This is a genomic window from Mesorhizobium sp. M0854, from assembly GCF_040319815.1.
Taxonomy (GTDB): domain Bacteria; phylum Pseudomonadota; class Alphaproteobacteria; order Rhizobiales; family Rhizobiaceae; genus Mesorhizobium.
Map to the genome: position 1 here is coordinate 483,426 of NZ_JAMYOL010000003.1, position 13,432 is coordinate 496,857.

General features: G+C 62.4%; 12 protein-coding genes and 1 pseudogene. 6 read left to right on the forward strand and 7 right to left on the reverse strand.

Annotated features, from left to right (window positions below; translation table 11 throughout):
* Nucleotides 1-26: 26 nt before the first annotated feature.
* On the reverse strand, nt 27-1,241 hold the full coding sequence (locus tag NKH99_RS08090) for an aq_1923 C-terminal domain (RefSeq protein ID WP_353013507.1): 1,215 nt from the start codon (nt 1,239-1,241) through the stop codon (nt 27-29).
* Between the two features lie 372 nt (nt 1,242-1,613).
* Between NKH99_RS08090 and parC the strand changes: the two genes are divergently transcribed.
* Both parC and NKH99_RS08100 read left to right on the forward strand, forming a co-directional pair.
* Entirely contained in the window at nt 1,614-3,866 is a 2,253-nt protein-coding gene (parC, locus tag NKH99_RS08095; RefSeq protein ID WP_353013509.1) for a DNA topoisomerase IV subunit A, read from the forward strand.
* A gap of 249 nt (nt 3,867-4,115) precedes the next feature.
* A complete protein-coding gene (locus NKH99_RS08100; protein WP_352542394.1) occupies nt 4,116-5,336 on the forward strand; it encodes an AI-2E family transporter in 1,221 nt (406 codons plus the stop codon).
* Here NKH99_RS08100 and NKH99_RS08105 read toward each other — a convergent pair.
* The 3 genes and pseudogenes from NKH99_RS08105 to NKH99_RS08115 all read right to left on the reverse strand — a co-directional run bounded on the left by NKH99_RS08105 (nt 5,324) and on the right by NKH99_RS08115 (nt 7,715).
* Nucleotides 5,324-6,219: pseudogene (locus tag NKH99_RS08105) on the reverse strand (DMT family transporter). The gene NKH99_RS08100 and the pseudogene NKH99_RS08105 overlap by 13 nt on opposite strands.
* 122 nt (nt 6,220-6,341) lie before the next feature.
* A complete protein-coding gene (locus tag NKH99_RS08110) occupies nt 6,342-7,106 on the reverse strand; it encodes an arginyltransferase (RefSeq protein ID WP_352472035.1) in 765 nt (254 codons plus the stop codon).
* A gap of 138 nt (nt 7,107-7,244) precedes the next feature.
* A complete protein-coding gene (locus tag NKH99_RS08115) occupies nt 7,245-7,715 on the reverse strand; it encodes an RDD family protein (RefSeq protein ID WP_352472034.1) in 471 nt (156 codons plus the stop codon).
* 210 nt (nt 7,716-7,925) lie between these two features.
* On the opposite strand from NKH99_RS08115, the gene sthA reads away from it, so the two are divergent.
* Nucleotides 7,926-9,314, forward strand: a complete 1,389-nt coding sequence (sthA, locus tag NKH99_RS08120; RefSeq protein WP_352472033.1) for a Si-specific NAD(P)(+) transhydrogenase — start codon at nt 7,926-7,928, stop codon at nt 9,312-9,314.
* A 9-nt stretch (nt 9,315-9,323) separates the two neighbouring features.
* On the opposite strand, the gene NKH99_RS08125 is transcribed toward sthA, so the two are convergent.
* Complete coding sequence (locus NKH99_RS08125; protein WP_353013512.1) at nt 9,324-9,998, reverse strand: alpha/beta hydrolase; 675 nt, start codon at nt 9,996-9,998, stop codon at nt 9,324-9,326.
* A gap of 215 nt (nt 9,999-10,213) precedes the next feature.
* Here NKH99_RS08125 and NKH99_RS08130 point away from each other — a divergent pair, with 215 nt between their 5' ends.
* Nucleotides 10,214-11,389 (forward strand): OpgC family protein, encoded by a 1,176-nt coding sequence (locus NKH99_RS08130; RefSeq protein ID WP_023674470.1) that lies wholly within the window; start codon nt 10,214-10,216, stop codon nt 11,387-11,389.
* A 23-nt stretch (nt 11,390-11,412) separates the two neighbouring features.
* Here the strand turns inward: NKH99_RS08130 and NKH99_RS08135 are convergent, their stop codons facing one another.
* Nucleotides 11,413-12,495 (reverse strand): LacI family DNA-binding transcriptional regulator, encoded by a 1,083-nt coding sequence (locus NKH99_RS08135; RefSeq protein WP_352682066.1) that lies wholly within the window; start codon nt 12,493-12,495, stop codon nt 11,413-11,415.
* A 161-nt stretch (nt 12,496-12,656) separates the two neighbouring features.
* Between NKH99_RS08135 and NKH99_RS08140 the strand changes: the two genes are divergently transcribed.
* Both NKH99_RS08140 and NKH99_RS08145 read left to right on the forward strand, forming a co-directional pair.
* Nucleotides 12,657-12,800, forward strand: a complete 144-nt coding sequence (locus tag NKH99_RS08140; RefSeq protein ID WP_352472030.1) for a hypothetical protein — start codon at nt 12,657-12,659, stop codon at nt 12,798-12,800.
* Between the two features lie 57 nt (nt 12,801-12,857).
* Nucleotides 12,858-13,001, forward strand: a complete 144-nt coding sequence (locus NKH99_RS08145; protein WP_352472029.1) for a hypothetical protein — start codon at nt 12,858-12,860, stop codon at nt 12,999-13,001.
* Nucleotides 13,002-13,027: 26 nt separating this feature from the next.
* Here the strand turns inward: NKH99_RS08145 and NKH99_RS08150 are convergent, their stop codons facing one another.
* A complete protein-coding gene (locus NKH99_RS08150; protein ID WP_352472028.1) occupies nt 13,028-13,396 on the reverse strand; it encodes a DUF423 domain-containing protein in 369 nt (122 codons plus the stop codon).
* Between the last annotated feature and the right edge of the window lie 36 nt (nt 13,397-13,432).

Here is a 13,432-nt window from a genome sequence, read left to right on the forward strand (position 1 = left end):
TGCCGGGCTTTTGCTTGAAAGCTCGGTCAGTCTTCGTTCGCCGTAACCGTCACGCCGAGCGTTTTCGGCAGGTCGAGCGGGTTGGACATGGCGCCCGCCATGATCAGCGCGAACGGCACCGCGGCCGGCGGCTCGGCCGAGACCTCGATGCTTTGCGGATCGTCGAGGAACTTGTTGACCGCGGCCGAAACCTGCGCCGTCAGTTCCGGATTGTTGAGCTGCGCCATGCCGAAGGGCACGATCGCCTTGGCCTGGTTGGCGATGTCCTTGCCGGACATGCCTTGCTGCTTGCCGGCATAATCGAGCACCTTTTTGGTCAGCGAATCGTCGTCGAAGCGGATCGAGGCGCTGTTGAACGAAAGCTGCTGCAGCAGCCCGAGCATGGCCATGCCTTGCGCCGAATTGTCCGCGCCTTCGGGCTGCGCTGCCATCTTCTTCTGCATGTCCTGCAGTGATTTGATGACGTCCAGCGTGTAGCCGCCGAGATCGAAGGTCATGCCGAGCGTGCCGGCATTGTCGACCGATATTTCGTATTTCGACAAGTCCATCCTGCCGTCGGTAGGCTGCCAGGTGCCTTCCATCTCAAGATTGCCTGTTATGTTCTGGTAGCCGAGCGCGTTGATGACTTCCTTGGACTTCGGATCTTCGACCAGGGTCAGGTCGGCAGCGAATTTTTCCGTAGTGCCGGAAAACGCCATGGCCTTGCCGTCGGCCGGCGGCGTGATTGCGATGGCAAGCCCGTCCATCGAGAAAGCAGTTTTGTCAGCCACTTTGACTGTCATGTTGTCGAGCTCGGCCGATTTGTACATCATCAGCGAGCCCAGCGGACCGGTTGCGGCTTCGGCCGGAACCGTCATGTCGTGGATGACGAAGGGGCTGAGATTGAGCGTGACGCCATCTTCGCTGTGTTCGAACGGCGACGTCGATACGGTCGCGATTTGATAGCCGCCATTGGCTTCGGTCACACCTTCGAGCTTGACGTCGCCGATCTTGAGCGCCTCCTTTTCGGCCGCCGGTTTGACCGCCACGCCTTGCAGAACCATGCTGGAGGTGTCGCCGGTTACTCCGGTCCAGGAGAGGTCGACACCCTGCGCGGCGAGGGCAGCCTTCAGCCGGTCGGCGACCGCGGTATCCTGCGCGAACGCCGCATTCAGCGGCAGCGTCAGCAAAAAGGTCGAAAAAGCCAGTCTCTTAACAAGTGTCGAGTGTCTTCTAATAAGTGTCGAGTGTCTGATCGTCATCGAGAGCTCCCCTGAGAGTGTCCTGAAATTCTTTTCAAATCGTCGCGTCGTCACCATTCGGTGACGAACTGGACCGGAAAAAGGCGGGCCTCGGCACAATGGTCGAAAATCGCGGCCAAAGGCAAACCCGATCCATCAGCCTTGCGATAGAAGCAGGATGTAACGGATTGATGTTGGCCGGCGTCGCGACGCTTCCAATTCCTGTTGCATAATGGGTGTCGCGCAAAAATGTGCAACGGTTTTGCGATAACGACATGCATCAAAACAAGGACCTAAAGCGTCGCATGGGGCCGGTCGAACGCGATGCGCTTTAGGAGCACGCATACCGGTGTGCCTCTTGCCGCGAATCACCCGCTCGGCTAGTGCCAGCCCATGGGAAAAAGGCTTTTGCCGCCCGAGAGTGGCGGCGGCGACAATATTGAGCCGGTCGATCTGAAGAAGGCGCTGGAAGAGCGCTATCTCGCCTACGCGCTGTCGACCATCATGCACCGGGCGCTGCCGGACGTGCGCGACGGATTGAAGCCGGTGCATCGTCGCATCATGCATGCCATGCGCCTGTTGCGGCTCAACCCCGACCAGGGTTTTGCCAAATGCGCCCGCATCGTCGGCGAGGTGATGGGCAAATTCCATCCGCATGGCGACCAGTCGATCTACGACGCGTTGGTGCGGTTGGCGCAGGATTTTTCGATGCGCTACCCGCTGGTCGACGGGCAGGGCAATTTCGGCAATATCGACGGCGATAACGCCGCCGCCATGCGCTACACCGAAGCGCGCATGACCGAAGTGTCGACGCTGCTGCTGGAAGGCATCACCGAGGACGCCGTCGATTTCCGCCCGACCTACAACGAGGAAGACGAGGAGCCGGCCGTGCTGCCCGGCGCCTTCCCGAACCTGCTCGCCAACGGCTCGTCCGGCATCGCCGTCGGCATGGCGACCTCGATCCCGCCGCACAATGCGGCCGAGCTTTGCGACGCCGCGCTTCACCTGATCGATCATCCGGATGCGCCCGTCACCAAGCTGATGGATTTCGTGCAAGGTCCGGATTTCCCGACCGGCGGCATCATCGTCGACAGCCGAGCCTCGATCCTCGAAGCCTACGAAACGGGTCGCGGCGGCTTTCGCGTCAGGGCGAAATGGAGCCAGGAGGACCAGGGCAGGGGCACCTGGAACATAGTCGTCACCGAAATCCCTTACGGCGTCCAGAAGGCCAGGCTGATCGAAAAGATCGCCGAGCTCTTGATGGCGCGCAAGCTGCCGTTGCTCGAGGATATCCGCGACGAGAGCGCCGAGGACATCCGCGTCGTGCTGGTGCCGAAGAGCCGCTCGGTCGATCCCGGCATCATGATGGAATCACTGTTCAAGCTGACCGAGCTCGAAAGCCGCTTTCCGCTCAACATGAATGTGTTGTCGCGCGGCAAGGTGCCGAACGTGCTGTCGCTGAAAGGTGTGCTCAAGGAATGGCTGGAGCACCGCCGCGACGTCCTGATCCGCCGCTCCAAGCACCGCCTCGGCGAGATCGAGAGGCGGCTGGAGATCCTCGCCGGCTATTTGATCGCCTACCTCAACATCGACGAGGTGATCAGGATCATCCGCGAGGAGGACGAGCCCAAGCAAGTGATGATGGTGCGCTGGTCGCTGACCGACACCCAGGCTGAAGCCATCCTCAACATGCGGCTGAGAGCGCTGCGCAAGCTCGAGGAATTCGAAATCCGCGAGGAATTCAATGGCCTGACCGGCGAGAAGAAGCAGATCGAGGCACTGCTTGCGTCCGACGCCAAGCAGTGGGCGACGATCAAGTGGGAAGTCGCCAACGTTCGCCAGAAATACGGGCCCGACACCGACATCGGCAAGCGCCGCACCGAGTTCGCCGACGCACCCGAGCATGACCTGACCGATATCGCCCACGCCATGATCGAGCGCGAGCCGGTCACCGTGGTGGTTTCGGAAAAGGGCTGGCTGAGGGCCATGAAAGGTCATCTGACCGACCATTCGGCCCTGACCTTCAAGGAAGGCGACAGCCTCAAGCTCGCCTTCCACGCCCAGACGACCGACAAGGTGCTGGTCTTCACCACCGGCGGCAAGTTCTACACGATCGGCGCCGACCGGCTGCCGGGTGGGCGTGGCCACGGCGAGCCGATCCGCATCATCGTCGACATGGACAACGACCAGGATATCGTCACCGCTTTCGTCCATGATCCCAAGCGCAAGCTGCTGCTGGTGTCGCATGACGGCAACGGTTTCATCGTGCCGGAAGAAGAAGTCGTCGCCAACACCCGCAAGGGCAAGCAGGTGATGAACGTCAAGGCGCCCGACGAAGCCCAGCGCTGTGTGAGCGTCGCCGGCGACCATCTCGTCATTGTCGGCGAGAACCGCAAGATGCTGGTGTTCCCGCTGGCCGAGATCCCCGAGATGGGACGCGGCAAGGGCGTGCGCCTGCAGAAATACAAGGATGGCGGTGTCCTCGACCTCAAGACCTTCACGCTCGCAAGCGGCCTGTCCTGGCAGGATTCGGCAGACCGCACCTTCACCAAATCGCGTGACGAGCTTGCCGAATGGATCGGCGCCCGCGCCTCGGCCGGCCGCATGGTGCCGAAGGGTTTCCCGAGGACTGGCAAGTTCGGGTGAAGCGGTAATCTCCCCCTTTGAGGGGGAGATGGCCGGCAGGCCAGAGGGGGTCCCCGCGCATGAAGCGCCAGCCTGCTTTGTTCGTGGTAAGGTCGCGTCAGGACGTCCCGACCCCCTCTGTCGCCTTCGGCGACATCTCCCCCTCAAGGGGGGAGATTAGCAGCGCCACCCGAACATTTGGAATGTCGTCACGATTGCTGCACTATATCAGTGCATAAGCGATGCGATGGGCTAGGGAGAATTGGGCGCTTGAAGGAAATCAGGATCCAGAAGCCGGAGCGGCAACAGCGTCTGTTTGGCCTGTCGACGCCGCTCAGGGCCGCTGTCATTCCACCGCTGTCGGCGGCGCGCTGGCTCCTGGTGCTGATCGTCGCCGCCGGCGTATATTTTTTCCACGGCTTCCTGTTCCCGGTCCTTGCCGCCCTGGTTATCGCTTTCGCCAGTTGGCCGCTCTATCGGCGGCTGCTCGCAGGCGTCGGCGGCAACCGCACGATTGCCGCTACGCTTGCGATCCTGTTCATCCTGACCTTCCTGGTGGTGCCGATCGCGCTTGCCGGCACCTACGCCATCAACGAGGTGCGCGAATGGGTCGGCTGGGCTATCGAGACCAACCGCTACGGCGCGCCGACGCCGCACTGGATCGCCACGCTGCCTGTAGTAGGCGAATGGCTCAATGAACAGTGGACGGTCAACGTTGGCCATCCAGGCGGTATCGGCGAACTGATCCAGCTGATCAGCGGCGCCAATATCGGCAGCATCTATCGCGGCGCGCTTGCCGCCGGCGGCAGCGCCTTCGGACTTTTGCTGACGCTGCTGTTCATGATGATCGCATTGTTCTTTGCCTATCGCGACGGCGAGCATTTCGCCGGGCAGGTCGATCGCCTCGGCGAACGCATCCTGCCGGCCCGATGGGAACGGATCTCACGCGTGGTGCCGGCGACGATCTCGTCGACGGTTACCGGTATGACCGTTATCGCCATCGGCGAAGGACTGGTGCTGGGCATCGCTTACTGGTTGGCCGGCGTACCGTCGCCGGTGACGCTCGGCGCGCTGACCGGCATCATGGCGCTTATCCCCGGCGGCGCGCCGCTGTCGTTCACGCTGGTCTCGATCTATCTCGCCGCCAGCGGCTCGCCGATGGCGGGGCTGGCGCTGTTCGTCTGGGGCGCGGTCGAACTCTTCATCGTCGACAAGACATTGCGCCCGAAGCTGGTCGGCGGGCCGATAAAGCTGCCCTTCCTGCCAACCTTTTTCGGCCTGATCGGCGGCGTCAAGACAATGGGTTTTCTCGGCCTGTTCATCGGCCCGGTGCTGATGGCCCTGCTGGTCGCAATCTGGCGCGAATGGCTGCGCGAGGTGGAACTGACCGATGAACTCGCTGCCGCCGAACCGGCGGAGCAGGAAGATGCACCGCCGCAGATTGAAATTGTTGCCGAACGCGCCGCCGCGAAAAAGAATCAGGCCGGGTGACTGACGGCGAACGTGGCGCGGCGCTTGCGCCCGTCGTGCAACTGCCAGAGCGAATGGCCGATCAAGGTCATGATGAGGATCGCGCCGCCGATCAGGCTGTTGCGCGTCGGTGTTTCGGCGAAGATCATCCACACCCAGACCGGCGCCAGCACGGTTTCAAGCAGGTAGAACATCGCCACCTCCGGCCCGGAGATGTATTTCGGGCCGTTGGCGAGGCAGAAGAACGAGATCGGCATGATGACGGCACCGTTGAAGACGATCCACCATGGCGCGTTGACGTGAAAACCCACCTTGGAAACCATCAGGGTGGCGACGGCCAGCGGCAGGACCACTCCGATCAGCGCCGTGAAACCCATATCCTTGCCGCTGGCGCGCGAGATGGTGATGGCCGCGGCGATCATGAAAGCCGAGCATAGCGCCATCAGGTCGCCGAAGAGATGTCCGGTTCCAACGGAATCGCCGACAATGATCGCACGCCGACGATCATAAGTGCCAGCGCTGCAAGCGTCAGGGGCCGTGGCCTCTCCTTCAGGAACAGCCATGACAAAAGGGCCGCGAACATGGTTGTGAACGCCAGGATGAAAACGAGGTTGGCTGTCGAGGTATTGTAGACACCGGTGATGAAGGCGATCGAGCCGAGCCCGTAGAGGCCGGCAACGATGAGCCCTGACCAGCCCGGTACAAGCTGCGGTGCCTTTGCGCTCAGCGATCGCCAGGCGGCCCAGATGATAAGCGTGGCGACGAAGGTCGTGCCGGTGCGCAACAGCAGGATCGTCCACGCCTCGCCGTCGGCGAGCCGGATCAGCGGAATGTCGACGGTCAGCGTCAGCCCGCCGATGGCGGTGATCAGAAGGCCTCTCTGGTGGTCGTTGTGGGAAGACATGCGGCAATTCTCGCGTAGGCTTGGAGGCGCAAAATTGACCCGCCCGGTTTCCCAGCCGATCGGCCGGAAGCCCAGCGGCATCCTCCTCGAAACAATTTAAGAGTGAATACCGAAAGCGAAGATCAGCGCGAAACCGCTTCGTGATTGTAGCGTTCCCAGCCTTTCGGGCCGAGATGCTCCTGCGGCTGGAAGCGCATCTTATAATTCATCTTGCGCGAGCCGTTGACCCAGTAACCCAGGTAGACATGGGGCAGACCCATCGCCCTGGCGCGGGCGATGTGATCGAGGATCATGAAGGTGCCGAGCGAACGGTCCTCGAAGTCCGGGTTGAAGTAGGAATAGACCATCGACAGGCCATCGGCCATCTTGTCGGTAAGCGCCACGGCGATCAGTTCGCCCTGGCCCTTGCCGGTAATGAAGCTGTCAGGTCCGCGGCGACGGTATTCGATGACCTTGGTGTCGACATGGGTATCCTCGACCATCATGGCGTAGTCGAGCACGGTCATGTCAGACATGCCGCCACGGCGGTGGCGGACGTCGAGATAGCTGCGGAACAGCGAATACTGTTCGGTGGAGGGTTCGGCGTCGTGCATGGCGCCGACCAGATCCGAATTATGCTGTATGACCCGTTTCATGTTGCGGCTGGCGGTGAATTCCTGCGCCAGGATGCGCACGGACACACAGGCGCGGCAGGTCTCGCAGGCCGGCCTGTAGGCGATGTTCTGCGAGCGCCTGAAACCGCCCTGCGTCAACAGATCGTTCATCTCGGGGGCCTTGTCGCCGACCAAGTGTGTGAACACCTTGCGCTCGAACTGGCCCTCGAGATAGGGACATGGCGAGGGCGCGGTCAGAAAGAACTGCGGCGACTGGGTCGGGTGCTGCGTCATCGAGCCTTGGAAATACTCCTGCGAATCGCTCTACCTTTGGCGCGGACGCCGAAAAATTCAACAGGATTGTGAAAGCCTGGTTGATTGGACGTCTTCACATTTGTGCGCAAAGGCTGCGGCCGCGCTTCAAAAGTCTGCTCAGCGGCCACTGCGGCTGACAACGGTGCCGAGCAGCAGGTCGTGCAGCGTGCGCTTGCGGTCGGAAAACAGGCTCACCAGCAGGACCAGCGGCGAAAGGATGACATTACCGGCCCAAAACAGCACCGAATGCACGACGGCGGTCAGCCCGTCGATGCGGCTGCCGTCGAGTCGGTCGAGCCGGATGCCCATCATCTTCATGCCGGTGGTGGCCTGGTCTTTACTGCCGAGCGTGTTCCAGATGTAGAGGATGGCGACGGTCGGCACGAGAATGGAAAACAGCATCCAGCCGAGGCCGAGCGTCAACAGCCCGAACAGGAACACCAGGATCGCGAATGGAATGGTGAGCAGCGCGACGATGAAATAGTCGATGACGAAAGCGAGAATGCGCCGCGTGCGCACGCCCTCATAAGAGCGGACATCTTCGAGCCTGCTGGTGATGATTTCGCCGTCGAGAACGCGAGCGTTCATGCCATTTCCTCGTAATCGAACCCGGGTTAATGCACGGGCCGCGTATTGATGAAATGGTGAAGGTTCGCGGCGGAATCAAGATCGAGCCTTTCGCCGCCGTGTAGATGGCGACAGAGCGCCTGGGGCCGTCTGACTTGTTGAATTCACGGCGCGGATAGCGTTAGTTTGCTGCGGCGCACAAAGCGCGCCGAGCCGAGGGGACGGGGCGACATGGACTACGACATGCTGGTCATCGGCAGCGGCCCATCCGGGCGCCGCGCCGCGGTGCAGTCGGCCAAGCTCGGCAAGTCGGTGCTGGTGGTCGACAGGGGCCGGCGTCTCGGCGGCGTTTCGGTGCATACCGGCACTATACCGTCGAAGACGTTGCGCGAGACGGTGCTCAACCTCTCCGGCTGGCGCGAGCGCGGCTTTTATGGACGCGGCTACCGCGTCAAGCAGGACATTTCGGTCGGCGATCTGGTCGAGCGCCTGCACAAGACGCTCGACCATGAGGTCGAGGTGCTGCAGCACCAGTTCATGCGCAACACGGTCAAGAGTGCGCGCGCCGCGGTAAAATTCCTGGGCCCCAACAAGGTCAGCCTGACCACCGACACCGGCGACTACAGCGAGGTTGGCTTCGCCCATGCGCTGATCGCGGTCGGCACCCGGCCGCACCGGCCGCGCGACGTGCCGTTCGACAAGACACGGATCTTCGACAGCGACGAGATGCTGGAGCTCGATCGGCTACCGCGCACGCTGACGGTGATCGGCGCCGGCGTCATCGGCGTCGAATATGCGACAATCTTTTCGGCACTCGACGTTCCGGTGACACTGGTCGAGCCGCGCAACACGATGTTGGATTTCGTCGACCGCGAGATCGTCGACGACTTCATCCATCAGATGCGCGACCGCGGCATGACCATCCGATTGGGCAGTGCCGTCAAGGAGATCGCCTCGAAACCCGACTATGCTGAGGTGACGCTGGCCGACGGCCGCACCATACGTTCCGAGATCGTGCTTTATGCCGCGGGACGCACCGGCAATGTCGGCAATTTAGGGCTCGACGCCGTCGGCATCGAGGCTGATTCGCGAGGCCGCATCAAGGTCGATCCGCAGACCTTCCAGACCAGCGCGCCCAACATCTATGCCGCCGGCGATGTCATCGGCTTTCCGAGCCTGGCATCGACCTCGATGGAGCAGGGCAGGGTGGCCGCCTGCCATGCCTTCGGCGTGCCCTTGCCGCCCCCGCCCGAAACCTTTCCCTACGGCATCTACGCCGTGCCGGAAATCTCCACCGTCGGGCAATCCGAGGAGCAGGTGCGCGAGAGCGGTGCCGCCTACGAGGTCGGCGTGGCGCGGTTCCGCGAGACATCGCGCGGCCACATCATGGGTGTCAACACCGGTTTCCTGAAGCTTCTGTTCTCGATCGAAACACGCCGTCTGCTCGGCGCCCATATTGTCGGCGAGGGCGCGACCGAACTCATCCACATCGGCCAGGCGGTCATCAATCTCGGCGGCACAGTCGACTTCTTCGTCAACAACACCTTCAACTACCCGACGCTGGCGGAAGCCTACAAGATCGCCGGGCTGGACGCCTGGAACCGCATGGGGCGAGGGTAGCTTCGGGGCTCATCGATCCGACGCTGCAACGGCGACCGCAGGATCCGCCAGCCATTGCCTGACGATGTCGGCGTCCGGATCGCCAATTTCATGGCCGGAGGCGACGGTGTGGGCCTCGACCTTGGCGCCATGCGAGTTCAGTACAGCGGCCAGCACCGGCGCGAATGGCACGTAGGTCAGGTCGGCGGCGCCGGCGACGATCAGCGCCCGTGCCTTCGACAGGTCGGCCGGCGGCACCTCGTCGAGCACCGGCATAGGACGCAGCAATGCAGCGCGCTCGATCACGCCCGGATGCAGCAACATGACGCTCGAAACCAGATTGGCGCCGTTCGAATAGCCGAGAAAGGTCGCGTGGCGGAGATCGAGGCTGTGGCGCTTCGCGACGCCGGCGACGAAGCCTGCAAACGCATCTGCCTCCGCGCGGACACTTGCCTGCTCGAATCGCGTCGGGTTGATTCGCGTGAACCAGCGGAAACCGTCCTCCTGAGGGATGCGGCCACGGACCGTAACCAGCGCCGCATGCGGCGCGATTTGCCGACCAAGCGGCAGCAAGGTCGTCTCGTCGACACCCGATCCATGCAACAGGAACAGCCAGTCACCGGGTAAATTGGCGGATCGATGGAGCCGGTAGAAAAAGCCTGAATTCTCCTGCAAAATACCGTCTTCGAGGCTTTGCTCGGCCATAGGCACATCCTTTTGATTCCGCGTTACTTTCGTTAATTTGCCGGCTTCAAAACGGAATATTTTCAAGCTCCGCGAAAGTTGATTGAACCGGGCGCATTTCAGTCCGTTTCTTTGCCGATATAATCCCCGCGGGGGGATCGAAGCAGTGTGCGCCGGGTGGTCGCCCGAGGGATCGCATGCCGGGCATGAACAACCAGCTTTAAGGCCTTTTATCGATGACCATGCCAGTTTCGCCGGAACGCGATACGCGTATTGATGTGTTCCGGGCTCTCGCCCTCCTGACCATATTCGTCGATCACGTGCCGGGCACCGTGTTCGAAACCCTGACCTACAAGAATTTCGGGTTTTCCGATGCGGCCGAGGCCTTCGTGCTGATCTCCGGCATGTCCGTCGCTCTCGCCTACGGCACTAAGTTCCAGCCGGGAAACCGGCTGATTGCAACGCTGAAAATGTGGCGCCGCGCCGGCGTGCTCTACGTCACCCACATCGTCACGACGATGGTGGTCATGGCCATCTTCTGCGCGGCGGCGGTGTTTGCGAAACGGCCGGACCTTCTGACGCTGATCAACATCGAGCCGCTCGTCAGGAACCCGCCACAAGTCCTGGTCGGCATCGTCACGCTCGGCCATCAGCTCGGTTACAACAACATACTGCCGGTCTATGCGGCGCTGCTGTTGATGGCGCCGGTCTTCCTGCTGTTCATCAGCTACCGGCCACTGGCGGCGCTTGCTGTGTCCGCAGCCCTTTGGCTGATTGCCGGAATCTACCAGATCGCGCCGCCGAACTACCCGGAGCCCGGCTTCTGGTTCCTCAATCCGCTGTCATGGCAATTGCTGTTCAATATCGGCATGGCCAGCGTGTTGCATGTGCGGCGCGGCGGCACCATCCCGGTCAATCGCTGGCTGGTCGGCGCGGCCGCCGCCTATGTGCTGACGGCGCTCGTCTGGGTGCACAGCCCGCTGTGGGGGCATGTGTCGTGGCTCGACCTGCCGGTGGTGCTGACCGGTTTCGACAAGACGTTCCTGTCGTTGCCGCGACTGCTGCACATCCTGGCGATGAGCTACCTGGTTGTCGCCTTGCCTTTCGTCTCGAACCTGTTCCGCACCGGCCGCGACAATCCGCTCGCCATATTGGGCAAACGCTCGCTGCCGGTTTTCATTGCCGGCACGGTGATTGCCATGGCGGCGCAGGTGATGAAGCTGGTCAACCCGGGCGGCTTTGCCTATGACAGTCTGCTGCTCGCCGCCGGCATCGCCATGCAGTTCGCGCTCGCCTTCTATCTGGAATGGCTGTCCGCTATCGGCTGGTCCGGCAAGGGCAAGCCGGTCCGCAATGAGGCGCCGCCTGTCCGTCCATCCTTTGGCATCGGTCCCATGGCGGCCAACAGGTAAGATTTGGAGCCGATCTGCCCCAGTCAGCCTGTACTTGGCGGCGGTCCGGAAGATGCCCTGACGACAAGTTCGACGTCGAGCGTTTCTCGCCGCACGGTGCCGTCGAAGTCGAGGATTCTTCGCGCTGCCCGGCGGCCGATCTCGGCGATCGGCTGGGCGATGGTGGTGAGCGGAGGCTCGCAAGTTGCGGCTTCAGGCACGCCGTCGAAGCCGACGACGGAAATATCGCGGGGAACCGCGATGCCCCGTGCGTTGAGCCATTCCAATGCCACCATCGCGATCCGGTCCGACATCGCCAGGATGGCGGTCGGCGGTTCCGCCGAGGCGAAGATGGTTTCGAGACCGGCCCTTGTGCTCGCCTTATCGTTTTCCGTCTCGTAGACCGGCACCTTGGCGGTGTCGACACCAAACCGGGAAAGCTCTTCGAAATAGCCGAGGAGGCGGTCACGGGTTCCGGTATAGACTGCGGTCCGGACCTGCTCGGGCGAGACAAGACCGGTGCTGTCGTCGGCGAAGGCCAGCGACAGCACGGCGAAGCGGCGATGTCCAAGTTCCGCCAGATGGCGCGCCGCGAGCCGGCCGCCGGCAACATTGTCGATACTGATCGCCGAGACCGTCTCGTCCTGCGAGCCGAGCTCGAGCGCGACGAAGGGGAGCTTTCGTTCGCGCGTCAGCTCAACGAGACGCGGACCGCCCTCGATGCAGAAAAGGATGAAGCCGTCCACGAGGGCGCTCTGGATATTCCAGGCAAGTTTTTCCTCGTTGCCAGCCGACACGAGGGCTATCCCCGCGCCGGTGGCGTCGCAGGCTTCCGAGATGCCGGCCATCATCACGCGGGCAAACGGGTCGTCGAAGAAATAGGACAGCGGCTCGGTTGTGGCGACGCCGATTGCATTGACCTTGCCGGCGCGCAGCAGCCGGCCCTTGGGATCCGGGCCGGCGTAGCCCAGCGCCTCGGCCGCCGCCTTGACCCGCTCGCGGACTTCCTCGCGCACGATTTCGGGACGGCTGAAGGCATTGGAGGCAGTGCCGTGCGATACGCCCGCGGCTTTGGCGATGTCCGCCAGCCGGATGGGCCTCCTGCTGCCCTCGGTGGGTGATGTCATTTGTTCGTCTCCAGGACTCCTGTCCGACAGTAGTGCCGATTACTAACATCTTCCTTGGATCGATTCAAATTTTGCTTGACATTTGTGCTGTGACGCATATTCTTGAATCGATCCAAGAGCGGTTTTGCCCGCAGACTGGATCGATACAAGAGGAGAGTGCCATGCACCCCGTCAATTATCTGTTCGAGGACATTTACCGGAACGACTGGAGCATCCGCTCGAGCGCGGAGGCCCGCAAGGGGCGCGACAGGACCGGTCCGTGGATTCGCGACCTGCGTTTCCTCGTAGGACGCAAGCGGAGCTGATCGGCGGCCTATTTTTTGTGCCCGCTGATTGGATCGATTCAAAAAGGAGATTAAGCCATGCACCCGATCAAGCATCTGTTCGAAGACATCTATCGCAATTATTGGGGCATATCGCCGGCCACCGAACGGCCGGAGCGGCGGCGTGTGGTCAAAACGGCCAAACGCGACGGCCAAGTCCGGCCCGAACGTCGCCAAGACTGACAGAACCGGCGAACCTGGCTGCCGCGTCAAGGGCGCGGCCGCACCAGCGCCGAGGCGGCCATCATCAGCCAGCCGCCGATGAGCAACGTGCCGCCGATCGGCGCCGACATCGGGAACAGCCGCGAGCCAAGGAAGTCGCGGGCCAAAAGATCTCCCGAGAACAGCAGAAGCCCGACGAGAAGGATGAGGCTTCCGGTTCGCAGGATGCTATTGCCACCGAGCAGCCCGACGGCAAGGAAGACCGGCGCATGCAAGAGCAGGAAGGATGCGGCCGTACCGACGAAAGCGCCGCCGAGATGCGCCGCCGCCGCCGAAAGCGCCACGCCAGCCGCGCCGCATAGGCCGCCGGCAAAAACCAGAATGCGGCCGCCTGCCGCGTGTTCATCCGTGCTCATGTCCACGCCTCCGTGATTCCTGGCGACCGCCTGAGA